General features: G+C 72.7%; 19 protein-coding genes and 2 pseudogenes. 4 read left to right on the forward strand and 17 right to left on the reverse strand.

What is annotated here, in order from left to right:
* The first annotated feature begins 61 nt into the window (after positions 1-61).
* Positions 62-897: pseudogene (locus GHR20_RS07385) on the forward strand (helix-turn-helix transcriptional regulator).
* A 279-nt stretch (positions 898-1,176) separates the two neighbouring features.
* Here GHR20_RS07385 and GHR20_RS07390 read toward each other — a convergent pair.
* The 14 genes from GHR20_RS07390 to GHR20_RS07455 all read right to left on the reverse strand — a co-directional run bounded on the left by GHR20_RS07390 (position 1,177) and on the right by GHR20_RS07455 (position 15,596).
* On the reverse strand, positions 1,177-2,412 hold the full coding sequence (locus GHR20_RS07390; protein ID WP_111581207.1) for a cytochrome P450: 1,236 nt from the start codon (positions 2,410-2,412) through the stop codon (positions 1,177-1,179).
* Positions 2,409-3,683, reverse strand: a complete 1,275-nt coding sequence (locus GHR20_RS07395) for a cytochrome P450 (protein WP_111581206.1) — start codon at positions 3,681-3,683, stop codon at positions 2,409-2,411. The genes GHR20_RS07390 and GHR20_RS07395 overlap by 4 nt, the downstream gene beginning before the upstream one ends.
* The gene (locus tag GHR20_RS07400) at positions 3,680-4,345 is read right to left on the reverse strand and encodes an ATP/GTP-binding protein (RefSeq protein ID WP_148023163.1); all 666 of its coding nucleotides are present in this window, start codon (positions 4,343-4,345) and stop codon (positions 3,680-3,682) included. The genes GHR20_RS07395 and GHR20_RS07400 overlap by 4 nt, the downstream gene beginning before the upstream one ends.
* The gene (locus GHR20_RS07405) at positions 4,320-4,679 is read right to left on the reverse strand and encodes a DUF742 domain-containing protein (protein WP_111581204.1); all 360 of its coding nucleotides are present in this window, start codon (positions 4,677-4,679) and stop codon (positions 4,320-4,322) included. The genes GHR20_RS07400 and GHR20_RS07405 overlap by 26 nt, the downstream gene beginning before the upstream one ends.
* Positions 4,676-5,098 carry a roadblock/LC7 domain-containing protein gene (locus GHR20_RS07410; RefSeq protein ID WP_037659770.1) on the reverse strand — a complete coding sequence of 141 codons (423 nt, stop codon included), beginning with the start codon at positions 5,096-5,098 and terminating at the stop codon, positions 4,676-4,678. Before GHR20_RS07410 ends, GHR20_RS07405 begins: the two co-directional genes overlap by 4 nt.
* Positions 5,095-6,675 carry an ATP-binding protein gene (locus GHR20_RS07415; RefSeq protein ID WP_153812705.1) on the reverse strand — a complete coding sequence of 527 codons (1,581 nt, stop codon included), beginning with the start codon at positions 6,673-6,675 and terminating at the stop codon, positions 5,095-5,097. Before GHR20_RS07415 ends, GHR20_RS07410 begins: the two co-directional genes overlap by 4 nt.
* 342 nt (positions 6,676-7,017) lie before the next feature.
* Complete coding sequence (locus tag GHR20_RS07420; protein WP_148023160.1) at positions 7,018-7,518, reverse strand: flavin reductase family protein; 501 nt, start codon at positions 7,516-7,518, stop codon at positions 7,018-7,020.
* Positions 7,519-7,542: 24 nt separating this feature from the next.
* Positions 7,543-8,799: an ATP-grasp domain-containing protein gene (locus GHR20_RS07425; protein WP_153812706.1), complete on the reverse strand. Its 1,257-nt coding sequence runs from the start codon at positions 8,797-8,799 to the stop codon at positions 7,543-7,545.
* Positions 8,796-10,061, reverse strand: coding sequence for a methylaspartate mutase (locus GHR20_RS37395; RefSeq protein ID WP_153812707.1), 1,266 nt, complete (start codon positions 10,059-10,061; stop codon positions 8,796-8,798). Before GHR20_RS37395 ends, GHR20_RS07425 begins: the two co-directional genes overlap by 4 nt.
* The gene (locus GHR20_RS37400) at positions 10,058-11,566 is read right to left on the reverse strand and encodes a hypothetical protein (RefSeq protein ID WP_153812708.1); all 1,509 of its coding nucleotides are present in this window, start codon (positions 11,564-11,566) and stop codon (positions 10,058-10,060) included. Before GHR20_RS37400 ends, GHR20_RS37395 begins: the two co-directional genes overlap by 4 nt.
* On the reverse strand, positions 11,563-12,804 hold the full coding sequence (locus tag GHR20_RS07440) for an ATP-grasp domain-containing protein (RefSeq protein WP_153812709.1): 1,242 nt from the start codon (positions 12,802-12,804) through the stop codon (positions 11,563-11,565). The genes GHR20_RS37400 and GHR20_RS07440 overlap by 4 nt, the downstream gene beginning before the upstream one ends.
* 1 nt (position 12,805) lies before the next feature.
* Positions 12,806-13,294 (reverse strand): cobalamin-dependent protein, encoded by a 489-nt coding sequence (locus tag GHR20_RS07445; RefSeq protein WP_111581197.1) that lies wholly within the window; start codon positions 13,292-13,294, stop codon positions 12,806-12,808.
* A complete protein-coding gene (locus GHR20_RS07450; protein ID WP_111581196.1) occupies positions 13,291-14,532 on the reverse strand; it encodes an MFS transporter in 1,242 nt (413 codons plus the stop codon). Before GHR20_RS07450 ends, GHR20_RS07445 begins: the two co-directional genes overlap by 4 nt.
* A complete protein-coding gene (locus GHR20_RS07455) occupies positions 14,529-15,596 on the reverse strand; it encodes an LLM class flavin-dependent oxidoreductase (RefSeq protein WP_153812710.1) in 1,068 nt (355 codons plus the stop codon). The genes GHR20_RS07450 and GHR20_RS07455 overlap by 4 nt, the downstream gene beginning before the upstream one ends.
* A gap of 374 nt (positions 15,597-15,970) precedes the next feature.
* Between GHR20_RS07455 and GHR20_RS07460 the strand changes: the two genes are divergently transcribed.
* Both GHR20_RS07460 and GHR20_RS07465 read left to right on the forward strand, forming a co-directional pair.
* On the forward strand, positions 15,971-16,966 hold the full coding sequence (locus GHR20_RS07460) for an asparagine synthetase A (RefSeq protein ID WP_111581194.1): 996 nt from the start codon (positions 15,971-15,973) through the stop codon (positions 16,964-16,966).
* Positions 16,963-18,219: a glutamate synthase-related protein gene (locus GHR20_RS07465; RefSeq protein WP_111581193.1), complete on the forward strand. Its 1,257-nt coding sequence runs from the start codon at positions 16,963-16,965 to the stop codon at positions 18,217-18,219. Before GHR20_RS07460 ends, GHR20_RS07465 begins: the two co-directional genes overlap by 4 nt.
* A gap of 125 nt (positions 18,220-18,344) precedes the next feature.
* Here the strand turns inward: GHR20_RS07465 and GHR20_RS07470 are convergent, their stop codons facing one another.
* Positions 18,345-19,274: a 2-dehydropantoate 2-reductase gene (locus tag GHR20_RS07470; protein ID WP_153812711.1), complete on the reverse strand. Its 930-nt coding sequence runs from the start codon at positions 19,272-19,274 to the stop codon at positions 18,345-18,347.
* A gap of 576 nt (positions 19,275-19,850) precedes the next feature.
* On the opposite strand from GHR20_RS07470, the gene GHR20_RS07475 reads away from it, so the two are divergent.
* A complete protein-coding gene (locus tag GHR20_RS07475) occupies positions 19,851-20,345 on the forward strand; it encodes a transglycosylase SLT domain-containing protein (protein WP_111581384.1) in 495 nt (164 codons plus the stop codon).
* Between the two features lie 102 nt (positions 20,346-20,447).
* Here the strand turns inward: GHR20_RS07475 and GHR20_RS07480 are convergent.
* Together GHR20_RS07480 and GHR20_RS07485 are read right to left on the reverse strand one after the other, a co-directional pair.
* Positions 20,448-22,488, reverse strand: a pseudogene (locus tag GHR20_RS07480) (SWIM zinc finger family protein).
* A complete protein-coding gene (locus GHR20_RS07485) occupies positions 22,485-25,319 on the reverse strand; it encodes a DEAD/DEAH box helicase (RefSeq protein ID WP_153815883.1) in 2,835 nt (944 codons plus the stop codon). The pseudogene GHR20_RS07480 and the gene GHR20_RS07485 overlap by 4 nt, the downstream one beginning before the upstream one ends.
* Positions 25,320-25,378: the final 59 nt, after the last annotated feature.

Consider the following 25,378-nt stretch of genomic DNA (forward strand, 5'->3'; position numbering starts at 1 on the left):
TGTGCTGCCTGGGTGCGGTACACCCAGGCAGCACACCGGGCCCGCGGCCTAGCCTGGGCACATGACGGACAACCAGCTGGGTGAGTTCCTGCGGGCGCGCCGTGCTGCCGTGCGGCCGGACGAGGCCGGGATGCCGATCCATGGCGTGCGGAGGGTCGCCGGGCTGCGCCGCGAAGAGGTCGCCGTACTGGCAGGGGTGAAAGCGGACTACTACACCCGGCTGGAACAGGGCCGCGAACGCCATCCGTCCGCGCAGGTGGTGGATGCGCTCAGCCGCGCGCTGCTGCTGGACACGGACGCCCGGGCGCACCTTCACCAGCTGTCCGGAACCGCGGCGTCCCAGCGGTCCGTCGCCGCCACCGACCAGGTCGCCCCGGCCCTGCGCGTCCTGCTGGACGGCTACCCCAGCACTCCGGCGTTCGTCGTCAACCCGGTCCTGGACATCCTGGCCGCCAACGCCCTGACCGAGGCGCTGTACTCCCCCTTTGAAGCGATGGACAACCTGGCCCGCATGGTCTTCCTCGACCCGGCAGGCCGGCCGTTCCACCCCCGATGGGACCGAACAGCCGAGACGGGCACCTGCGCCAGGCGTCCGGCCTCGATCCGGGCAGTCCGCGCCTCCGGGCTCTCGTAGGCGAACTCGGCGCGCGCAGCACGGACTTCGCCCGGCTGTGGAACACCCACACCGTGCGCGGCAAGACCCGGGAGGACAAGCACGTCCGCCACCCGGACGTCGGCGGCCTGACCCTCACCCACCACGCGTTCGACGTGCGGGACGCCCCCGGCCAGCAGTTGATCATCTACCAGGCGGAACCCGGCAGCCCCAGCGCCGAGGCACTCAGCCTGCTCGGCTCCGTGCACGCCACGGCGAACCGCGCCCATCGGTCCGCCGGGTGACGGCCTGTGCGTGGCACGGTGAGCACGACGCATCCACGGACCTCACGCCGGACGTACGCCGCCGCGCCGCCGCGTGATCGGGGCTGAACGTGCCGTACGTGCCTCACTGGTCGGCCCAGTGCTCGATGTCGCGATCACAGAGCCGCCGACAGGCGCGATCGAACAGCTCGTCGTGGACCGGAAACCGGGCGGGTGGCTGCGCCGCCGGCTCACGGCCGACGTCGGGGTGCCGGAGCATCCGGTGGGGCGCCGTACTCCCCCACCGGATGCTCCGGTACGTCAGCCCTCCAGCCGTACCGGAACCGTCTGCCAGCCGTAGGCGATGAAGGACGGGACCTGCGCCAGCTCGCCGGCCGTGAAGGCGGGGGCCAGGTCCGGGAAGCGGTCGAAGAGGGCGGTCAGCGCGGTGCGGGCCTCCATCCGGGCCAGCGGGGCGCCGATGCAGCGGTGCACGCCGATGCCGAAGGAGAGGTGGTCGTCGGCGGCGCGCGCGGCGTCGAACGCCTCGGCGGTCTCCCCGTAGTGCGCCGGGTCCGAGCCGGCCGCGCCGTAGGTGGTGAGGATCGCGTCGCCCGCGGGGATGGTGACACCGCCCACGGTGACGTCCGAGACCGCGAACCGCAGCGGCAGGGCGGCGATGGAGGGCCGCACCCGCAGCACCTCGTCGATGACCTGGTCCCAGTCGAGTTCGCCGGAGCGGACCGCGGCGAGCTGTTCGGGGTGGGTCAGCAGCTCGACCACCGCGTTGGCGATCAGGTTGACCGTGGTCTCGAAACCGGCGCCGATGACCAGCAGGAGGGTGAACAGCAGTTCCTCGGCGCTGAGCCGGTCGCCCTCCTCGTCGCGGACCCGGATCAGCTCGGTGGTGAGGTCGTCGCCCGGGTTCTCGGCCCGGTAGGCGATCTGCGCGGGGATCACCGTGCCGATCTGCCGCTGCACGAAGTCCGCGTGCTCGGGGCTCGGGTCGCTGGTGTCCATGATCGCCGCGATCAGTTCGGCGACGCTCGGCCGGAGGTGGCCGGGCACGCCGAACAGCTCGCAGATGATCTGCATCGGCAGCGGCTGCGCGAACGCCTCCTTGAGGTCGACGACGGCGCCGCCCGCCCCCGACTCCGCCATCTTGTCGAGGAGTTCGGCCGCGACGGAGTCGACCCGGCCGCGCAGCGCCTCGGTGCGCCGGGCGGTGAAGCTGGGCGCGACCAGGCGGCGCAGCCGGGTGTGGTCGGCGCCGTAGGTGGAGAGCATGTTGACCACGCCGATCCAGCCCAGCACCCAGCCCCACTCGGGGTGTTCGCCGACCTCGGGCCACAACCGCCAGTGTCGACGCGGGTCCTTGCTGACCTGGGGGTCGAGGATCAGGGTGCGCAGGGCGTCGTACCCGGTGGGCGCCCAGGCCGGGATACCGCCGGGCAGCTCCACGGGGACGACCGGTCCGAGGGCGCGCAGCCGCGCGCTCTCCGCGACGATGTCGGACCCGAACGGGTCGATGGGCACGCGGACGGGCGTGGTGGTCATGCTCGGGCTCCAGTCTGGGAGGACGCGGAAGGGGCCGGTGGGCCTGCGGGCCGGTCGGGGGTGCAGGGGGTGAACCGGACCGGCAGCGAGACGAGCGAGCGGTGGAAGGGGCCCGGGCGCCAGGTGAGCCGGTCGCGGGGCACCGTGGGCTCCATGTCGGGCAGCCACTGGGTGAGCCGTTCGATGGCCTCCGTGGCGATCAGCAGCCCCTCGTGCTTGACCGGGCAGGTGTGCGGGCCCGCGCCGAACGACAGGTGCGAGGCGTCCCGCGGGTGGCGCGCCCCGCCGTGCTCCTCGTCCGCGAACAGCGCGAGCGCGCCGTACGACACGACGACGGGCACCGCGGCCCGCACCCAGGCGCCGTGGAAGCTGAGCGACTCGCGCGCGTAGAGCACCCCGTAGTTGGTGAGCGGGGTCTCGTGGCGGAGCACTTCGAGGACCGCGTCGCGCACGGTGCGGGAGCCGCTGGTGAGGGTCGAGTAGTACGCCGGGTTTCCGAGGATGCGGGAGAGCGCGTTGCTCACCAGGTTGGTGGACGGCTCGTGGCCCGCGCCGAGGGTGAGGAAGACCTGCCAGGTGACCTCCTCGGTGGTCAGGCCCAGCGGGTGGTCGAGCAGCCGGCTGGTGAGGTCGTCGCCGCGCCGCGCCGTCTTGGCGCCGATCAGGTCCATGACGTACCTGCCGTACTCGGCCTCGCCCTGGATGGACGCCTCGCCGCCCTCCATGAGCGCGCCGAGCGCGTCGTTGAGGCGGTCGGCCTCGCCCTCGGGGAAGCCGAAGAGGCTGTTGAAGACCAGCGTCATCAGCGGGCGGGCGAAGTCGTTCACCAGGTCCGCCTCGCCGCGCGGACCGAACCGGGAGACCAGGATGTGCACGGCGCGCAGCACCCGTTCGCGCAGATCGTGCGGCTCGACCAGGTCGAACGCCTGGAGCAGGGCGGTCCGGTAGCGGATGTGCTCGGCGCCGTCGGAGAAGAGGGTGTTGGGCCGCCAGCGCATCATGCCGAGGATCGGCAGGTCCTCGGGGACCGTCGCCTGCCAGGGGCGCGGGTCGCGGGACCAGGTCGCGTCGTCGTGCAGCATGTCGAGCGCGGCCCGGCGGTCGGTGACCACGTACGCCGGTACGCCCGGGGCGAGTTCGGCCCAGCCGACCGGGCCCTGCGCGCGCAGCGCCGCGTAGTAGCGGCGCGGGTCGGCGGCGAAGCCGTCCTCCCACAGCCGGACCGGGGTGGAGCGGTCGAAGGACTCCGCGGGGGCGGGGTACGGCGTCACGAGCGGACCTCCCCGGCCAGTGCGCGGGCGTCGAGGTCGATCAGGTGCTCCACGAGGGCGAGCAGCGCGTCGACGGAGGAGTTGCGGTCCCGGGCGTCGCACTCCACCAGCGGGGTGTCCGGGGCCAGGTCCAGGGACTCCCGCAGCTGCTCCTCGGGGTAATGCCGGGAGTCCGGAAAGGTGTTGACGGCGACCGCGTACGTCAGCCCCGACTCCTCGACCAGGCCGAGCACGTCGAAGGAGGCGTCGAGGCGGCGGCTGTCCACGAGGACGAGGGCACCGAGCGCGCCGTAGGCGATGTCGGCCCACAGCGCGCGGAAACGCTCCTGCCCGGGGGTGCCGAACAGGTAGAGGACAGTCTCCCCGCCGAGGGTGATCCGGCCGAAGTCGATGGCGACGGTGGTGGTCTTCTTGTCCCGCACCCCGTCGAGGTCGTCGACGGCGGTGGACGCCTGGGTGAGGTGCTCCTCGGTGTGCAGGGGGCGGATCTCGGACACCGAGTCGATCAGGGTGGTCTTGCCGACGCCGAACGGGCCGACCACGACGATCTTCACCAACTCCCGTGCCGTGGCGGGAAGGTGGAGCTCCCCCGCCCGGACACCCAAGTCGGCGGCCCGGCTCCCGGCCGGGAGGGGTTCAGAGCTTGAGGGCGCGGAGGCCATCGGCGACTCTCTTCAGCAGATCGTGGTCGGGCTGGGCGGCGGGCGGGACGGGCGGGCGCGCCGTCACCAGTCCCTGATCGATCAGGGCGGCGGCGAGGACCCGGACGGCGGAGACCGGCAGCCGCAGCAGCGCGGCGGCCTCCACGACGGTCAGGGAGCCGCCCTCCAGCGACTGGAGCAGCGCGTGCTGGGCCGCGGGCAGGTCGCCGAAGACCGGCCCGGCGGTGGAGGTGAGCACCGACAGGCGCTCCAGGCTGTTGCGGCTGGGCCGCGCCACCCCCGAGGTGGAGAGGTAGGCGGGCACCAGCGGGCGGCCGGACCGGTGGCCCCTCACAGCAAAGCGCCGCCCTCGGCCGCGCGGGGGGCCGCGGCCATCGCCTTCTCGCCGAGCCGCGCCACCTGGGAGTGCACGCGGTGGCCGAGCAGGTCGAGCCGGACCTCGGGGTCGCCGTACGCCGCGACACAGGTGCCGTGGTCGGTCGGCGCGACCAAGATGTAGCCGTGGTCGGACTCGATCACGACCTGCCGCAGCTGGGCGGCCGGCATGTCCGCGAACGCCGCGGCGGCGGTACGGCAGGCGCCCTGCACGGTCGAGGTGATCGCGGCGACCCGCTCGGCCGACTCCTGGGTGAGCGCCTCGGAGAATCCGGAGATCAGGCCGTCCCTGGTGAGCAGGACGGCGGCCTTCACATGCGGGACTTCGAGGATCGGGTCGAGAACCCACGCGGTGTCACCGGTGTCGCGGTTGGTCATCGGGGAGGGGTCCCTTCGGATCGAGCTGCATCACGGGCAGCGGCGGTCGCCGATTGCAGGGCGCCGAGGGCCGCCGCGGTCTCCTCGGGCGAGCGGGCGGGGGCGGTGGTCCCGGCCGCGCTCGGGCGGATCATCGCGGCCTGGTCCGGCGAGACCTGACGACGGCGACGGCGGGGGAGGTCGTCGGCGGCGGGCGGCGCGGGCTGGGCGGGGCCGGGCGCCGACCGGCCGGAACCGGGCGACGGGGGGCCCGGGTCCGGTGCCGGCCGAGCGTGACCGGGTGCCGGGTGATCGGTGCCGGACACCGGCCGGGCGGGGGTGGACGCCGGCTGATGGGTGCCCGGTTCCGGCGAGGCGGCCGGGGCGGTCCGCGATCCGGCGGCGGCGCGGGGGGCGGGCGCGTGGGCGTGTTGGGCGTGCCCGGCATGTGCGGTGTGGCCGGCGTTTTCGGCGTGTTCGGCCAGCGGTTCCGGCCTCGGTACCTCGCCGGTGCGGGTGGAGGGCGAGGTGCTCGCGGCGGCGGGGCGCAGCGCCGGGTCGACGCGGCTCAGCAGGTGCTTGTCGACCAGCAGGACCGCGCGTACGCCCCCGTAGGGGGACGGGGTGGACAGGTCCACCGAGAGGTCGAACTGCCGGGTCAGCTGGCCGATCGCGGCGAGGCCCATCCGGGGCGGGTCGCCCAGGTCGGAGAACATGATCGGGTCGGTGCCCGCCACCACCCGTTGCGCGGCGGCCCGTTCGTCGGGCGCCATGCCGACACCCGCGTCGTCGACGGTCACCGCGACGCCGTTGTGGACGTGTTCGAGGTTGACCACGACCGAGGTGTCCGGAGAGGAGTGCCGCAGGGCGTTGTCGAGGAGTTCGGCGGCGATGATCGCGACGGGCTCCACGGCGTGCGAGACCAGCGCGGTGCCGGGATCGAGGTGGTTGTGGAGCTTGACCCGCCGGTAGCCGGCCAGCCGGGCCTGTCCGCCGGTGACGGCGTCCACGAGGTGGGACTCCTCGCGGGCCAGGCCGACCCAGGCCCCGCAGACCACCGCGGCGACCTGGGCGCGGCGCAGCGACTGCTCGTTCTCGTGGTCCAGGCTGTAGAGGTCCTGGGCCAGCTCCGGTTCGTCGTAGCGCTGCTGGAGTCCGTGGAGGATGTCCTGGAGGCGGTAGAGGCTCGCCTGGATCTCCCGGGTGGTGCCTCGCATACCGGCGCGGGCGGCGGCGTCGACCCGCTTGCGCTCCTGGAGGGCCGCGGCGCGCAGGGCCTCCAGTACGGGCTCGGTCGCGGCGCCCTCGGGGCCGACCGGGCCGGGCACGGGGACGTGCGGGTGCGCGGTGCGGGACGCCTCGGCCGGCATCCGCCGGGTGGCCAGGTGCGCCAGCTCGGCGGTGAACGCCTGCCGGATCCGCTCGGCCTCCTCGGCGCCGGCGCGGACGGACTGCTCGGCCTGGTGGCGCAGACCGGTCATCTCCCGCCGCAGCCGGGCGCGTTCACGTCGGGAGCGCCACAGGCCGCTGCCCAGAGCCAGCGCCGACACCGTCCCGGCGGCCAGGCCGCCGAAGGCCAGCTCCGGTATCTCGATCATGGATGGGGACCTCGGGGATCTCGAATGCGTCTGGGCGTGGGGGTAAGGGGCGTCCGTCGAGCAGTTGGCAAACTACACACTGTTTGGCGCTGATTGCACCTGGCATTTGTCTGAATTCCGCGCCCTTTTGCCTATTTGACGACTCCTCATCGTTCGATCCATAACCGGAATGGACTTCATGAGGCACTGTCAGTGGCGGCCGGCGTCGGATGGACGAGACGACCTCCGTGGCGGGCCGACCGGGGTGAGGGGCAGCGGTGTGCCCGGGGCCGGTGCGGCCGGTCCCGGGCGGGGAGGCCCAGCGCGTCGGCGGGGCCTCCCCGGGGCCGGGTTTCGCCGGGGTCAGTGGATCGCGGCGCCCGCCGGCCAGGTGCTGTACGCACCGCGGCAGTACAGCAGCGGTTCCCGGGAGTACGCCGCTCCCCCGTGGACGTCGGCGATCAGCAGCCAGTGGTCGCCGGCGTCCACGGTCTGCGCGGTGCGGCACTCGGCGTAGGCGAGCGCGATGTCGGTGAGGATCGGCGCGCCGCCGGCATGCGCGGAGGGCTCCCAGACCAGGCCCGCGAACTTGTCCGTGCCCTTGCCGGCGAAGGTGCGGGACGCCTGCTCACCGGACTCGGCGAGGAAGTTGACCACGAACGCGCCGGAGGAGGCCAGCGCCGGGAACGTCTGGGACGTCTTGCCGACCCCGACGAGCAGCCTCGGCGTCGCGGCCGAGACCGAGCAGACGGCGTTGCAGGTGAAGCCGCGCGGCCTGCCCTGCTCGTCCAGCGCCGTGACGATGGCGACGGCCGTGGGGAAGGAGCCGAAGATCTCGCGGAACCGCCCGCTGTCTAGGGACATGTGGATCTCACCATGCTTTCGGATTCAGAGCAGTTCGAGCTCGAGCTCGCGGATCACCTTGTGCGCGTTGTCGATCTCGGTGGGGTCGGGATGCACCAGGAACACGGCGCCCGGCGAGGAGTTGAGGTCCACGGTCGGCCGGGTGACCGCGCCGTCGGCGATCCGGAACCGGACGCTCTCGAAGGCGGGGATGCGCTCCAGCGCGGACGTGAGGGCCGCGAGCGGCAGCGGTACGGCACGACGCGCCATGAGGTTGACGCAGCGCGCCCGCTGGAGCACCGGGTAGCGGGCCGGGCGGGCGGCGAGCGCGACGCCGTCGCCCGTGTGGCAGTCGAGGGTCAGGCTCACCTGGTTGGCGCCGGTGCACAGGTCGAGCGCGGCCGGGTTGGCGAGCCCCGAGATCCGCGCCCCGGTCTCCAGGAGCAGCGGGCCCCGCTCGGTGAGGATCAGCTCGCTGTGCGCGGGCCCGTCGGTGATGCCGAGGGCGTCCAGCGAGCGGGCGATGTACGGCAGGACGACGTCGAGCACCGGGTCGTCCGGCGTCAGCAGGTCCTCCGCCTCGTAGATCCGGCGCCCGCCCTCCCGTACCTGCTTGCGGCTGATCCAGGCGTCCGTGAACCAGTGACTCCCGTCGCGGCTCACGGTGTTGACGATGTACTCGTCCCCGGCGAGGTACTCCTGGGCGAGCACCTTTTCGTTCACCCGGAGCATGATGTTGGTCTTGCCGAGGACGGATCGGCAGGCGTCCAGGACCTCCTGCTCGCTGTCGCAGGTGTAGACGTCGTCGGAGCCCGCGCTGTCCAGCGGCTTGACCACGAGGCGCGCGATGTCCGGATGGCGGCGCCACCAGTCGAGCAGTGCGGCGGGGTCACCGGAGCGGCACTGCCGGGCCGTGGGCACGCCCGCCCGGGAGAGGGCGTCCATCATCAGGGACTTGTCCCGGCGGGCGGCGGACAGCGCGGGGTCGTTGCCGCGCAGCCCGAGCCGGTGGGCCAGCTCGTCCGCCGCCTCGACGCCGAACTCGCTGGCCGCGACGACGCCCACGGGCCGCCGCGCCTTCAGGTGCGCCAGCACCTCGGCCTCGTGGCCGGGGTACGTGAGGTCCTCGGCGAGCAGGGCGCTCGGCAGGCTCGCGCCAAAGGTGCCGGACGCCAGGGCGCGGGAGCGCACATGCAGGACGCGATGGGTCTCGGCCGCCTCGCGGGCCAGCATCGAGCCCGTGGAGAACGCGTCCACCAGGACCAGGGCGGGCCGGTCCTGGTGGTGGTGCGGGACAGTCATGGGCGGGGAACCAATCTGGGCTCGGACGACGCGCTGTCGTAGCGCTCCGCCACGTGGTTGAGCATCCCGTACAGGTCGTCGGAGGAGAGCCGGCCGGCGGTACGGGAGGTGGGGGTGCTCAGGGGCAGCTTTCCGGTGGACCCCCAGGCCAGCGCGCCCCGGTCGTCGATGACGCAGGTCGCCGCCGCCCTGTTGTCGGGGTGGAGGCAGTAGGGGATGTCGAGCAGACCGAGCCGGAACGCCCCGGTCAGCGCGGTGCCGATGTCCGCGTGCAGGTTCAGCACCGCCTCCACGAGGGCCCGCGCCTCGGCGAGCGTCTCCTCGTAGTACGCGTCCTCCTCGGCGCTCGCCGGAGCCGCCGGCCCGCGCGCGGCGGCCGCGGCGAGCCGCAGCGCGGACAGGTTCTCCGAGACGCTCGGGATCTGCCACGCCTCGGAGACCGTCTTGACGATCAGCCGCTCGCAGCCCGCGTCCCGGGCGAGCCGGGCACTGTCCTCGATGAGCGCGCCGGCGCCCGCCGGGGTGCGCGGGAACAGGCCCATGTACGTGTAGAGCACCACATGCCAGGTGGCGTCCCCCAGCAGCTCGGACGCGAGGGTGCGCAGCGCCCGCAGCGCCCCGCGGTCCTGGGCCGCGAGGGTGCCCTGGGCGTAGCTGAAGGACATGTGGCGCAGCCCGTGGGCCCGGAAGAAGCAGCCCTCCAGCACCGCCGTCGCCACCAGGATCGACGGCGGGCAGAGCTGGCCGAGCAGACACCCGCCGAAGCTCTCGATGTGCCCGTGCTCGGTCTCCCCGGCCAGTACCCGGCAGCTCTCCGACCAGGCGCGCACCGCGTCACCGAGGGGGAGCCTGCTGTAGGGCAGGCAGTAGGAGATCGGGCCGCCCTCGGTCGCGTCCAGGCCGACCTCGACCAGCCGGCGGAACACGGCGAGCGGCAGCGCCGTGCCGTGCCGGACCTGGACGGGGAACTCCGGTCCGTACAGGTCGGCCAGCATGTGCCGGGTGGCGGCCGCGGGGTGGGAGACGAGCGGGTATCCGTTCAGCTCCTCGCCCGCGGCCAGCCGCTCCAGCGGGGTGGTGTGGTCGCCGACCCGGGTGTAGCTGTCGATGGTGATCGTTCCCACCACGGGGAAGTCGAGGGCGGCCACCTCGCGCAGCCCGGCCGCCATCGCACCGATCCTGCCGAAGCCCATGCGAGGCTGCACGACCAGGGTGCGCTCGGCCCGGCGGCCGGCCACGAAGCGGTCGAGGTGGCCGGTCACCGCCCTGAGATCAGTTCGGTGGCGGGGGCTCCGCTGGCCGGGTCGATGGTGGCCACGTGGTACTTGTGCGGGTCGCCGGCCCGGACGCGGGAGATGATCGTCCCCGGGGCCCCGAAGTCGACCAGGCTGCTGGTGTAGAGGGTGCGCAGGTGGGTGAGGCCGAGGCCGGAGACGTCCTGGAGCCAGCTCTCGATCTCGTCGTCCGCCGCGCCGTCCGGCCCGCCGAGCACCGCGTGGATACGGTCGGCGTCGGCGGCCCGGTCGGGGTGGCAGCGTTCGAGGAAGGCGGCCAGCCGCGCGCCGCGGTCGGTGAAGGGCGAGAACACCATGGCCACGAGCGCCTCTTCGGACAGTCCGAACGCCTCCCGGGCGAACTCGTCGGAGAGCTCGCGCCGGTAGAGGCGCTTCTCCGCCGTGTCGTACCGGCCGAGCGCGAGGTCGATGAGGTTCTGCGGCATCTCCTTCTTGTGCATCAGCTCCTCGGCCAGCTCCAGGTACTCGGCCAGGCCCTCGTCGTACGTCCGGCCCTGGACGAACTCGACGCGCAGCGCCCGCAGATGGGCCATCAGTCCGGGGTTGGCGCAGTCGGACTCGCTGAAGCTGAAGGCGAGTTCGTCGAACTGGAACCCGAGGAAGTCCACGATCAGGTCCCAGTGGTCGTGCACCCGGTAACTCACCAGGTCGTAGACCGAGATGAACTGCGGCTGCATCGATCGGTCGCCGGTGGACACCTCGCGCTCGGCGAGTTCGCTCGCGCTGTCGTCGCCGAACAGCTCGCGGAAGTAGGTGTCGCCGATGCCGCGCAGGGCCAGCAGGATGCCCCGGAAGCCCATGGTGCGGCATTCCTGCACATCCACGCCGGACGCCTTGGCGAGCCGCATGATCCAGGCGGAGTACAGGAGTTGCTCGCGCCGGGAGTCGCCGGTCATCACCACGTCGACGCCGCCGTCGAACCAGGCGGCGCGGCCGTAGAAGTCGGCGACGGCCAGATTGCAGCTGTTGCAGAAGGTCGGCCGGCCGTCGCCCGCGGCGCGGTGGCCGTTCATCAGGACGTCGACGCGGTTGATGTCGATCAGGTGCTGGGGCAGCGGCAGGTCGACGTCGAAGGGGCGGACCAGCGTGTGGTCGATGGTCAGCAGTTCCGCCCGGTCGTCGTCGAGCAGGCCGAGCGCCCGGTAGACGCGGTCGATGTTCTCCATGACCGCCCGGGGCACGCCCGCGTGCCGCATGTTGGCGACGCGCAGCGTGAAGGTGCGGCCGAAGTTCAGCGCGAGGTGCAGCTGCACCGCGCGCACGAACGCGACGACGTACGTGCTGTCCTTGCCGCCGCCGTAGGCCACCATGACCTTGTAGTCGGGCAGCGCGTCGACGCCGCCCGCGGCCTCCACGAGCCGTTCTCCGGTCGCCTTGACGCCGTCGAGTTCCACATCGCTGAGGAAGCCGGTCAGCTGGGCGTGCAGCGCCGGGTACCGCTCGTTCGCGGGCTCCCCCGTGTGCTGGTTCATATGCGTTCGGCCTCGAATTCGAAGGTGTCGATGATGCGGTGGATGTCGGCCTCCACCTGGGCCTCGTCGTCGCCGAGGAGGATGAAGCGGCCGCTGTGCAGGGCGTCGTAGGAGCCGCCCGGCTGGAGCACCTCGCCGACCGGCGGCAGCAGTTCCCGCCAGATCGAGGGCACGCTCGTCCGCAGGGAGACGGCCTTGGTGACCCGCGCGGGCAGGTCGGCCGGCTTGGGCACGCACAGCCAGCCGCCGGACGGGTCACCGGACTTGGTGGTGATCTTCGCGGTGGACTCGCCGCCCACGGCGCGCAGCCAGACCTCGAAGAGGTTGACCCCGAAGACCTTGTTCAGCAGGTGCGGCACCTCGCTGCCGCCCACCCGGCCGCCGATCTCCAGGAACACGAGTTCGTCGCCGGGCGTGACGAAGACCTCCAGGTGGAAGGGGGTGGTGCAGATGCCGAGGGCCGCGACGCACTCCCGGGTGAACGCCTCGATACGGTCGCGCAGTTCGCTGTTCTGCATCACGACCGAGCCGAGCGGTGCGCCGAGGCCGAAGGCCAGGCAGTCGTTCACATAGCGGGAGACGACCTGGAAGGGCACCTCCGCGTCGTCGTCCGCGTAGCCGTCGATGTGAAAGATGCGGCCGGTGACGAACTCCTCGATCTCGTACCGGGACAGGTCGAGGGTGGGCAGCAGTTCGGTGAGCCGCCCCTCGTCCTCGACGCGGTGCACGCCGATGCTGGCGGCGCCGTCGACCGGCTTGAGGATCACCGGGTAGCCGGCGCCGCGCGCGAACTCCACGGCGGCTTCCGGTGTTTCGCAACTGCCGAAGCGCGGGACCCGGACGCCCTTGAGGGCGAGGATCTCCTTCATCCGCACCTTGTCGCGGTAGACCGCCACCTCGTCCGGGGTCGGACCGGGGATGCCGAGGTCCCGGCGGACCCGGGCGGCGATCTCCAGGGTGAACTCGGACAGCGCGACGAGCTGGTCCACCGGACCGACCCGGCGGGTGATCTCGGCGACCGCGTCCCGCAGCGCCTCGAAGTCGTTGACGTCGTCGACCCGGACCTGCGCGGCGATCTTCGCGGGGTCGGCGAGCACGCCCTCGGCACCGAGCGGGTCCACCACATAGCTCACCCGGTGGGCGTCGTGGTCGATGAACTCCTCGTAGCGCGTCAGCTCGTTGTCCCAGCGCACGCCGTCGGAGAAACGCGGCCAGCGGTTGACGATGACGATGTGCATTTCAGACTGCTCCTGCGATCATGAGTTCCGGGTTGTCCCACGGCGGTACGGGGGCGGACGGCGGCTGCCACGCGGCGAAGCCGTGCTGCTTGCCGTGGTGGAGGAAGTCCCGGAAGCGGGGGACGGCTTCCTCTCCGGTGAACACGTCGGTCCAGCCCTGGTCGATCAGATCGCGGCGCACCCGGTCGTTGTCCGACTCCGAGGTGGTCAGCTTTCCGCCCACGACGCAGGGCAGTTCGACGCCCCGGCGCTGGAGCTCGGTCATCAGGACCCGGGCGCCGTGGTGGCCGTGCCCGTTGATGCTGGAGACCACGAGCAGGTCGGGCCGGTGCTCCTCGATGCCGCGCAGCACCACCGGCACCGGGGTGCAGCTGCCGAGGTTGCGTACCAGACCGCCGTGCTCCTCCAGGAGTTTCTGGAGATAGACCAGGTTCCAGATATGGGAATCGGACTCGACGGTGCTCACGATGCACCGGAAGGACGTACTCAAGACTGCACTCCTACGGGAAGTCGTTCACGATCCGTGAGCGTCCGGCGGAAGCTGCGCATGGTCAGGGGCAACAGGACGGCACCGAAGACGCTGAGCACGACGGCGAGCACACCCACGAGGCGCTGCGGCCCGTAGGTGGCCCCGACGCTGCCGACCAGCAGTCCCGCGATGGGGTACGACAGGAGGTTCAGCAGGTAGAAGGGCCCCATCACCTTGCCGAGGTGTTCCCTGGGGATCACCTTCACCCGCGAGGTGCGGTTGAAGACGTTGTAGTACGCCGTCCCCGTGAGCACCGCGATGAACAGCACGGCGTAGACCGGGAACGAGCCGGCGATGCCGATCAGCAGCAGCGCGGCGCACAGCACCGCGAAGCCGACCGCGCCGAGCAGCGGGACCTCGAACCGCTTGAGGACGCGCGGGATCAGCAGCAGGTTGACCAGTCCGACGACGCCGACGCAGGTGTTGAGCAGCGCGAACGACCAGTCGGGCGCGGCGAAGACACCGGTCACCAGCGCCGCGTTGGCGCTGAGCACCGAGGCCACCACGAGGTTGATCCCGAAGTTGAGGATGCCGAGCAGCAGGACGGGACGGTTGCCGGCCATCAGCTTCCAGCCCAGGCCCAGTTCGCGCAGGGTCTCCCGCGTGGTCGTCGGTTCGCCCGGCCGCTCGCCGCGCGGCAGCGGCAGCCAGCAGGCCGCGGCGAGGGCGAACACGGAGGCGGCCACGGCCAGCAGCCACACCTTGCCGATCAGCGCGGCGGCGAGGGTCGCGAGCGCGGGCCCGAGGGCCATCGCGAGCAGCTCCATGTTCTGCACCAGCGCCTGGGTGCGCGCCATGGCCTCGCCCGCCGCCAGCTGGGGCACCATCTTCTCGACGGACATGCGGGTCGGCGCGACCAGGATCGACAGGACCGCGCCGCTGGTCATCAGGGCGGGGGTGGTCCAGCCGGGCCGGGTCAGCAGGACCGCCACGACCACGGCGAGCACCACCGCGCGGGAGCCGGTCACGACGGAGAACAGCCGGGCGCCGCCGTCCCGGTCGGCGATGAGGCCGGCGAAGGGATAGGCGATCAGACCGGGCAGCCACTCCAGCGCGAACGCGAAACCGAGCGTGGAGACCTGTTTGGTGTCCTGGAAGAGCAGGAGCGGCACCGCGAACATCACGACCTGCTCGGCCATCAGACCGAGCAGGACGCCCGCGCCGAACAGGCCGCGGCCGTAACGGGGTCGAGAGGTCACGAACCCGCCGCCGCGTTCCGCTCGTGCTCGCGGATCAGCGGGGCGACATGCGTGTAGAAGATCCGCATCTCGTCGCGCGTCGGCCAGCCGGAGAAGATGAACTCGCTGACGCCCGCGGCCTTGTAGGCGTAGAGGTACTCGGCGACCTCCGCATAGCTGCCGACGACGCACAGCGCCGGGCCGCCCCGGTAGGCGACGGCGCCGGACCACAGCATGGGCGAGAGCCAGTCGTCGGAGGCCGTGTCGGCGAGCCGGAACGAGGTCTTGACGGCCTCGGAGTCGGACTTGCCGACGAAGTGGCTGACCCAGGCGCGGTGTTGCTCGTCGGGGTCGCGCATCATGTCCTCGACGGCGGCGAGCGCCTCGGCGCGGGTCTCCCGCGCGAGGACGTGCATCCGGATGCCGACCTTGCAGCCCTGGGACAGCAGCGGCTCGGTGACGGCCGCGATGCCCTCGGGGGTGTCGCCGTAACGCAGCCAGCAGTCCGCGTACTTGATCGCGGTCTTCTGGGCGACGGCGGAGGCGCCGCTGATGTAGATGTGCGGGCGGCCGCCGCCCTTGTAGCCGAGGCCGAGCTGCGCGTCCTCGATGGTGTAGTGCTCGCCCTTGTGGGTCAGAGGGGTCTCGCCGCGCCAGAAGCGGTGGCAGACGTCGAGGAACTCCTCGGATCTCGCATACCGCTGGTCGTGCGCGAGAAAGTCTCCGTAAAAAGCCTGCTCGGCCGGAGATATACCGGCCACGAGATTCAGTGCGATACGCCCGTCGGACATCCAGGAGACGGTGTTCACGATCTGGGTGAACAACGTCGGGGAAAGGAGTCCGGGACGGTAGGCGAGGATGAACTTGACCCGTTCGGTTTCCCGGACGAGAGCACCGATCATCGGAAGGGGATCGGGCATATGGTAACTGATTCCCATGAGCAGGGAATCCACCCCGAGTTCATCCGCCTCACGGGCGAAATCAACTATCCCGTCAAAGTCGAGCTCACCCGCCTGGTACTTGTCGGTGGCCTTCTGCTGGCCACTGTCCAGAGGCGAACACCAGTGCAACTTCAGATCGTCCATAGCTACCCACCCGAAAAGACTTGGTCTTTACAGCCGACGGCCGAACAAAGGAGATATATGGCGGATCAGAAGAACTCTGCCGATGCCATGCGACTTGTGTCCGACCTTGACACGTCTCCTGACGTTACGTCAAGATCACGACGCTGCTCGCAGTAGAGAGTAAACCGCCGACTTTGACTTCGCGGACGAGGAGCGGCCTTGTCGGGCTGTGCTTCATCTCACACGCAAAGGTTGCGGCTTGCTTGCGTTCGCTTACGAAATAGGTCAGAGCAAAGGCAAATGATTTCTAAACGTTGGACCAGCCTGAGGTGAGCGGAATGATTCGCCCCGGATCGGCCGGCCGACGCGACCGACGGACATGAAAGGTTACGAGGTTGTCCCAGGAGACGGGTAGGGCCCAACTGCCCACCCCACGCGCGCACCTGACGTCGGACCGGACCCGCGCCACGCTGGCCGTGCAGAGCAAGTTCCTCACCGGAGCCCGGGAGTTCCTGGTCGGCGAGGGCTTCCAGGAGCTGCTGCCGCCCACGATCGGACCGGTCACCGACCCCGGCGCCCGCGGTGCCAAGCAGGTCGACATCGACTACTACGGGCACCGCTACAAGCTGATGACCAGCGGAATCCTGTACAAGCAGGCGTCCCTGCTCAGCTTCGACAAGATCTTCCACGTGGCCCCGAACGTGCGGCTCGAACCGCTGGAGACCGCGGTCACCCACCGCCACCTGGTGGAGTTCCACCAGCTCGACGTGGAGATCGGCGAGGGCTCCCGCGAGGACGCCCTGGACATCGCCGAACGGCTGACGAAGCACGTGGTGGAGTACGTCCTCGTGCATGCCCAGCCCGAACTCGCCGTACTGGGGCGCGACTTGGAGGCGTTCAAGCAGATACTCGCGGGCCCCTACGGCCGCCGCAGCCACGCCGACGTCGTCGCGGACCTCCAAGGGCGCGGACACCCGCAGGAGGCCGGCGCGGAGGTCGACTGGGAGGGCGAGGAGATCATCTCCCGGGCCGCCGCCCACCCCTTCTTCATCACCGACTACCCCAAGGGCTCCCGCGGCTTCTACGACAAGGAGAGCACGACGGAGCCGGGGGTGCTGCGCAACTTCGATCTCATCTTCCCGGGCGGTTTCGGCGAGATGATGAGCGGAAGCGAACGCGAATCCGACTACCGCAACCTCGTCATGCGCATCCGGGAAACCGGGGAGAACCCCGCGAAGTATGACTGGTACTTGACCCTCGCCCGCGAGGGACTCCCGTCCAGCGCCGGTTTCGGGCTCGGCGTGGAGCGCTTCACCCGGTTCCTGTGCGGTCTCGACGCGGCCTGGCAGGCGTCGGGCTACCCGAAGCTCCCGGGGGACCCGCGGCCATGACCGATCTGCACGCCCCGGGATTCCCCCGGCAGCGGGTGGCGGAACGCGCCCGGCACGGCACCGCCATGGCGTTCCCCGAGGCCGCCGGCTACGGGACCACCATGTTCGGGCAGCAGCCCCCCGAGCCGGACGCGCCCCTGGACGCGATCGACCGGACCCGGCTGGTGCCCCCGGTCTTCGTGCCCCGGCGCCTGGAGCGGCTGATCGACCTGGGCCGCGAGCCGGTGGTGGGGGACGCCGAACTCGCCACCACCATCGGGGGGTTCAGCGCTCCGCTGCCGGTCTACGTCTCCGCGTTCGGTTCGACCCGGGTCGCCAGCGGTGACCTCGGCCAGGCTGTAGCACGCCAGGCGGGCCGGCTGGGCATTCCCATGGTCATTGGCGAGAACATCGTCCCTGTCGCCGGTTACGGCCGGATGGCCCAGACCGCTCCCAGCTCGCTGCTGCAAAGGATCACGGAGTACGCCGCGGCCGTCCCCGACGGACAGGGCGGTGTGGTCGTCCAGCAGAGCACCGAGGACGCCGACGCCGAGGTCTGGAACCTCGTCTACAGCGATCCCGCGGTGCAGTCGCTGCTCGAATCGGGGCGCCTGGCGTTCGAGTTGAAGGTGGGCCAGGGCGCCAAGCCGGGCCTCGGCGGCATGACGCTCGTACCGCGGGAGAAGGCCACGGCGCTCTCCGCGCAGTACGACCTCATGGACGTCTTCGGCGCCGACAGCGACGCGGTGCTGCGGTGCAGCAGTCCGGGCACCTTCACCGACGAGATCCTGCGGCACCAGATCCGGCTGATGCGGAACAACTATCCGCGCTGCCGGGTGTGGGTGAAGCTGCCGCCGGCCCGCGATGTGGGCGCGGCGGCGGCGGTCGCCTGGGCGGCCGGGGCGGACGCGGTCGGCGTGGACGGCGCCGAGGGCGGCACCGGCTGGGCGCCGCGGGCCTTCCTCGGCCATGTCGGGCTGCCGCTCGCGGAGTGCCTCGACCGGGTCGACCCCCAGGAGCACTGCCTGCTCGTCACCGGGCGGATCTGGGAGGGGGCGCGCGCCACCAAGTGCCTGGCGCTCGGCGCGCGCGCCGTGGGGCTCGGCCGGGCCGCGCTCGCGGCGGTGGACGAGGACCCGGAGCACGGGCTGGTGAACCTGGTGGAGTGCCTGGCGCTGGAGATGCGGATGCTGCTCAGCTCGCTCGGCAAGTACGAGATATCCGAGCTGGGCCGGGAGGACCTCTGGTCCGAGGAGCGGCCGGGGCCGAGCTGACCGGGACGCGGGATGTACGGGCGCCGTCCGCGCCGGGCGATCTTCCGCTCGGCGCGGACGGCCCCGTGCGAGAAGACGCGAACGCCCTCGCCGGCACGGTGATGACCCGTCCCGCGTCCCACTGGTCAGGCGGAGGGGGCCGCCGGGGTTCCGTCGGCCAGTTCCGCGACCAGGCGGGTGGCGAGCGGCACATCGATGCCGTGCCGCTCGGCCGCCCGCAGGACGGCGCCGCCGATCGCGTCCAGCTCCAGCGCCCGGCCGGCCTCCGCGTCCCGCAGCATGGACGACTTGCTCTGCGCCGGGAAGGCGTCGTAGCGCGCGAGCACCTGGGCGGCGTCGCCCGGTCCCCCGCAGGCCCGGCTCACCGCGGTGGTCTCCTCGACCAGGGCCGCCAGTTCCTTGGGGTGCTCGTCCCGGACGCCGCCGATCGACAGGCCGTAATGCGTCGTGAGCAGGGCGAAGGGCGCGAGGAAGGCCAGCTTGGCCCAGAGGGCGGCGTTCTCGTCCGCGACCGTGCGGGTCTTCACCCCGGCGGCGTTCAGCACGGCGGCCAAAGGCGCGAGCCGGGCCTCGTCCGCGCCGGCCACGTCGATCTCGGTGAAGGGGCTGCCGTGCCGGACGACGCCCGCGGCGGTGCGGGTGGACTCGACCCGGATCACGGCCGGTACGACCTGTCCGGCGCCGTAGCGCGCACGCAGCGCGGCGACGTGCTCGACGCCGTTGAGCAGCGGCAGCACGAAGCCCCCGGCGAACTGCGGCGGCACCCGGTCGAGCGCCGCGTCGAGCACGGTGTGCTTGACGGTGACCAGGCACAGATCGACGGGCTCACGCAGTTCGGTGTCCGCCTCCACCCGGGCGGTGAAATCACCGTGCTGCCCGCTGGACACCCGGATGCCGTCCCGGGCCAGCGTGCGCGCGGTGTCCTCGCCCGCCAGGCAGATCACACGGTGTCCGGCACGGGAGAGCAGGGCCGCGAGGAGGCCGCCGACGCCTCCGGGGCCCAGCACGGCGATGGTCCAGGGCGTTGCGGGCGCGGTGTCCGGCGCGGTGTCCATAGAAGGGGTGCCCTCTCCTTGGGTCGCGCGAGCGACCGGGGGATCGTCAGGATGTCCGGCAAGATCATCAGTTTGCGCCGGGGGCCCCGTCAACCCCGGAGATGGAAGGGGAGGTCGTGGCGGAGCACCGGTGTGCTCCACGGACCGTCATCGGGCCGCCACCGTACGTCCGGGAAGAGGGCCCCGGGAACCTCCGCGCGACCGGCTCCCCCTCCCCCGAATCGGTACGTTTCGGGCCGTTTCGGGGGCTCGGCTTGTGACGGCACCCATAGGAGCCACATCACGTCCTAGGCCGGGCCGTAGGAACGGGGAGCCCTGAGCTGCACAGACATTTCCATATCGGGACATAGCGGTCATTGCTCCGAAGTGGCGTAGTACGTCACATCCTTGCCAAGCGCTTCGGCCCCGGCTAACCATTGCTGTCGTTGCCGGGAAGCAACGGGCCGGACCGAGCGGATCTCCGCCGGGATCAAACGCCCGGTCCCACCCGCAGCGCGGGGCACATCGCCCCACCGCCACCGCGAGATTCGCGGCAGGCACGACCTTGTCCCCCAGAGGAAGAGTTCACGCATGACCATGGCCACCACCCGCACCCGCATCGCCCGCCTCGCCGTCACCGGTCTCGCCACCACCGGAGCCGCTGCCGCGGCCCTGACCCTGGTGCCGACCGGCGCGCAGGCCGCCGAGATGCCGCAGGTGCACGCCTCTGTGGTCAAGGCATCCCACACCACCGCCGCCAAGGCGGGCTCCGGCAACAACCTGGACGGCTGGATCAAGCAGTCGCTGGCCATCATGAAGTCCAAGGGCATCCCCGGTAGCTACGACGGCCTCAAGCGCAACATCATGCGCGAGTCCGGCGGCAACCCCAACGCGCAGAACAACTGGGACGTCAACGCCAAGAACGGCGTTCCGTCCAAGGGTCTGCTCCAGGTGATCTCCCCCACCTTCAACGCGTACCACGTCTCCGGTACCGCGAAGAACATCACCGACCCGGTGGCGAACATCACCGCCGCGGCCAACTACGCCGCGCACCGCTACGGTTCGATCGACAACGTCAACTCGGCGTACTGATCGCACTGATCGACGCGGTCCCCGCACCGAAGGCCGGTGCCGGCAGCTCCCACGCTGCCGGCACCGGCCTTTCTGTGTCTCCGCACGCCCACGGGCGTGCGGTCAGCCGCCGTCCGGGGTGCCGAGTCCGGTGAGCGCGCCGACCGGATCGAGGTCGGGGGTGCCCCGGGGCCACCAGTCCTGCGCGCCGGGCTCGGACTCGTAGACGTACCACAGTCCGTCGAGGCCCAGCCGGAGCTGGACATGGCCGAGCGGATGGGTGAGCCGGTTGCGCCAGGGCCGGAAGGCGGGCAGGTCGGCGGCGAGCAGCAGCGGCCGGGCCCGGTCGAAGCGGCCGGCCGGCGGGTCCCACGGCTCCTCCAGGACGGCCAGCCCCTCCACCCCGCCCTGCCGCCAGGCGGCGACGGCCCGCGCGAGGTCGCCCGGGGTGCGGTCGGTGGCCCCGGCGAGCGTCGCGTAGAGCGCGCGGGTCGTCACGGTCAGGCCGGAGCCGGGGCGGGCCGCGGCGAGCCGCACCGCGTCCTGCCACAGGGACAGCTCGCCGACCGGGTCGCGTCCGCTGCCGAGCAGCGCGTACGCGCGGGCGGCGGCGTCGGTCGCCAGCTGGTCCAGCGCGAACGGGTCCGGGCCGCCGGGCGCGGCGGGATACGCCGGGGGCTGCCCGGGATGCGCGGGGACCGGCGCGGGCGGCGGCAGCAGGGGGCGGTCGCGCGGGGCGAGGGCCTCGGTGGCGCGGACGCCGGGCAGGGCGCAGGGCTGCCGCTCCCGTCCGTCGCGGGCCGCGCGGGCGGCGCTGCGCCGGGAGAGCGCGTCGAGCAGCTCCCGCTCGCCCCGGCCGCGCAGGAGCAGCAGCACGAAGGGGTCGGCGTCGAGCAGCCGCGCCGTCTGGTAGCAGAGGGCGGCCGCGTGCTTGCAGGGGTGGCCCGAGTCGGGGCAGCTGCACCGGGGGGCGAGGTCGCCGGGGCCGGGCAGCAGCGGGACCCCGCAGTCGGCGAGGGACTGGGGCAGCTCCTTGTCGAGCAGTGCGGCGATATGGCCGGGCCGGTCGACGGCCGCGTCCAGGAACCGCTCCCACTCGGCGTCCGCCAGCGGGCGCACCCGCACCTCGACGCGGTACGGGCGGGGGCGGCTCCCCCGCACATAGGCGAGCACCGATCCCGGGGTCACGGTGATCGCGTCCACGTGTCCCTGGTCCGCGTACCCCTGGCCGCGCGCCACCCGCTTGGCGTCCAGCGCGCCCCGCTCCAGCGCCTCCACCCATGCGTTCCCCCACCAGGTCCCGGCGAACGGCCCGTCCTCGGCCCGCTCCCCACGGGGCCCGAACGCCGGGAACGTACGCCGGTGTTCACCGTCCCGGTGCGGAGTGGCCATGGTCGGCGGCGCGTGCGCAACGGTGGGCTGCCCGGGTTCGGGCTCGGGCCTCGACGCGTCTTCGGGCAGGGGCGCGGGAACGTCCTCCACCTCGGCGTCGGTCTCCGGCGGCATCCGGAAGGCGTTCTTGAGGAAGTGCCGCATCTCACCGGCCGCCTTGAGCCGCACGGCACGGGAAGAGTCGGAACCGGGACCAGGACCGGGACGGGAATCGGAATCGGAATCGGCGGAGGTCACGCCCTTGGTACGGGCCTGTGCACCAGCCCCCGACGAACGCCCGTACCTACGCCGCCCACCGCGCTCGGCCTCCGCCGCCTCCGTCTCCACGCGCGACGCCTCACGCCGCGCGGCCCGCAGGGCTTCCCGGGCGATGTCGCCGGGGCGGGAGCGGGGGCGGGGTCGGGGCCGGCGGTGGGGTCCGGCCCAGAGCCGGGGCCGGGGGCGACGACCGGCGCTTCTCCCGCCGGACCTGCCGCGCCTGACCCCTCTCCGATCGACCCGTCTCCGCCCGGCCCATCTCCGGCCGGCCCGCCTTCGCCCGGCCCCTCTCCGCCCGGCCCACGCCGCACAGCCGACTCCGCCGCCGCCTCCGGGTAGGGCTCCTCCTCTGCCGCCCGCTCCCCCTCGACCCCGGCCCCGGTCTCGGTCGAATCCTCCGGCCTCGCCCGCTCCTCCCCTCGCCCGGCCCCGGCAGGGAGCCCGTCCGGCGGCGTGCCGCCCGCAGGGCCTCGCGGGCCGCGTCGGCCGGGCGGGTGGGGTCGGCGGGGGTCATGGGGTGCTCCGCAGGGACACGAGGTCGGAGAGTTCGCGGTCGGTCAGTTCGGTGAGGGCGGCCTCGCCGGAGCCGAGGATGGCGTCGGCCAGGGCCCGCTTCGCGGCGAGCATCTCGGCGATCCGGTCCTCGACCGTGCCCTCGGTGACCAGGCGGTGGACCTGGACGGGCTGGGTCTGGCCGATGCGGTAGGCGCGGTCGGTGGCCTGTTCCTCGACGGCCGGGTTCCACCAGCGGTCGAAGTGCACGACATGCCCGGCACGGGTGAGGTTGAGGCCGGTGCCCGCGGCCTTCAGGGAGAGGACGAGCACCGGTGTGGCGCCGTCCTGGAACCGGTCGACCATGCGCTCCCGCTCCGCTACCGGGGTGCCGCCGTGCAGCAGCTCCACGGGGACCGCGCGGGCGGACAGATGGGCGGTGATCAGCCGGGCCATGCCGACGTACTGGGTGAAGACGAGCGCCGAGCCGTCCTCGGCGAGGACCGTGTCCAGCAGCTCGTCCAGCAGGGCGAGTTTGCCCGAGCGGTGGACCAGCCGGTCGGTGGCCCCGGCCTCCTTGAGATAGAGCGCGGGGTGGTCGCAGATCTGCTTCAGCGCGCCGAGCAGCTTCAGCACGAGGCCCCTGCGGGCGATGCCCTCGGCGGTCTCGATGGCCAGCATCGACTCGCGCACCACCGCCTCGTACAGCGCGGCCTGTTCGCGGGTGAGCGGCACCGGATGGTCGGTCTCGGTCTTCGGCGGCAGTTCCGGGACGATGCCGGGGTCGGACTTCTTGCGCCGCAGGAGGAAGGGCCGGACGAGGCGGCCGAGGCGGTCCACGGCCTCCTGGTCCTCGCCGTTCTCCACCGCGCGGGCGTGCCGGGCGCGGAAGGACTTCAGCGGGCCGAGGAGTCCGGGGGTGGTCCAGTCGAGCAGGGCCCACAGTTCGGAGAGGTTGTTCTCCACCGGGGTGCCGGTGAGCGCGACCCGCGCGGGAGCCTCGATGGTACGCAGCGCCTTGGCGGTGGCCGAGTAGGGGTTCTTCACATGCTGGGCCTCGTCCGCGACCACCATCCCCCAGGAGTGCTCGGCGAGCCGGGGCGCGGCGGAGCGCATGGTGCCGTACGTGGTGAGGACGAAGCCGCCGTCGAGGCCGGCCAGGGTGCGCTCCGTGCCGTGGAAGCGGCGGACGGGGACGCCGGGGGCGAACCGGTTGATCTCCCGCTGCCAGTTGCCCAGCAGGGAGGCGGGGCAGACGACGAGGGTGGGTTCGCGGCAGGCCCGCTTCAGGTGCAGGGCGATGAGGGTGACGGTCTTGCCGAGGCCCATGTCGTCGGCCAGGCAGCCGCCGAGGCCGAGGGAGGTCATCAGGTCGAGCCAGGCGAGGCCGCGCAGCTGGTAGTCGCGCAGGGTGGCGGCGAGTTCCGGGGGCGGCTCGGCGGGGCGCAGGCCCGCGGTGAGGCGGTCGCGGAGGGTGGCGAGGGCGCCGACCGGGACGGCCCGGACGGTCTCGCCGTCGACCTCGGCGGTGCCGGTGAGCGCCACGGAGAGCGCGTCGAGGGGGTCGAGCAGGCCCAGTTCCCGCTTCCGGGCCTTGCGGACGAGGGCGGGGTCGACGAGCACCCAGCGGTCCCGCAGTCGTACGACGGGGCGGTGGGCCTCGGCGAGGGCGTCCATCTCGGCCTCGTCCAGCGGGTCCCCGCCGAGCGCCAGCTGCCAGCGGAAGCGCAGCAGGTCCGCGCCCTCGAAGAAGCCGGTGCCGTCGGTCGCGGAGCCGGGCGCCGGCCGTACCTCGGCGGTGGCGGTGAGATCGCGGGCGAGGTCCCGGGGCCAGTGCACGGCGACCCCGGCGGCGGCGAGCCGGCTGGCCGCGACGCCGAGCAGGTCGCCCAGTTCCTCCTCGGACAGGGCGAGGACGTCGGGCACGTCCTGTTCGGCGAGCCGGTCCAGGGGCGGCCAGACCCGCCCGGCGCGGCGCACGGCGAGGGCCGCGTCCACCCGGGCGCGGGGGCCGAAGGCGGTGTCGGCCCCGCCCGCCCACAGGGTGGCCGCGTCGGCCACCAGGGTGGGATCGGCGAGGCTGTGGACCTGCACGATCGCGGCCCCGGCGGCGCGGGCGCCCCCGCTCGCGCCCGCGTCGAAGGTGTCGTAGGCGGACAGGTCCAGGCGCAGCGAGATCCGTACGCCCGCGTCCATGCCCGCGGCGACCTCGGCCGCCCAGGCGTGCGCACCCGGCAGGGACTGGGGCTCGCGCGCGGCGAAGGGGCGGCCGCAGGCGTGGGCGGCGGCGGGGGTGCGGGGCAGGGTGTCGGCGATCGCGTCCAGGAAGGAGCGGAGCAGCGCCTCCGGCTCGGGCAGCCGCAGCGGCCCGGGGTCCGGCAGCGGCACAGCGTGTCCCTCCGGGGGCAGGGCGGCGGCGATCGCGCGCAGATGGGCGATGTCGTCGGGCTCCAGCGGACCGGCCCGCCAGGCGTCCTGGCCGCCCGGGGTGAGGCCGGGCAGCAGCCGCCCCCGGGCGACGAGCCGCAGGGCGTGCAGCGCGGCGGCGCCCCAGCAGGCGGTGGCGGGGTGCGCGGCGGGGTCCCGGCGGGCGCGGACCAGCAGGGGCAGGGCCTCGGCGAGCGGCAGGGCCAGCGCGGGTACCTGGCGGCGGCGCACTGCGGCGCCGTGCCGTCGTACGACCGTGAGTTCCTCGGGGTCGGCGGCCGCGGCGGGCAGGGGCGCGCCCTCGGGGTCCCAGAAGGCGATACGGCCCTCGCGGGGCAGCGGCGCGGGCACGTAGACCGCGGCCAGGCGCACCGGCACCGGGTCCCCGCCCGCCACCCGGGAGTCCGCCGTCCGCTCGGCCGTCATCGCCCCACCGCTCATACCTTCTGCCACCTCCCGCCCGCACCTCGGACCAGACGTCTCCG

This window comes from Streptomyces sp. SUK 48, assembly GCF_009650765.1.
GTDB lineage: Bacteria > Actinomycetota > Actinomycetes > Streptomycetales > Streptomycetaceae > Streptomyces.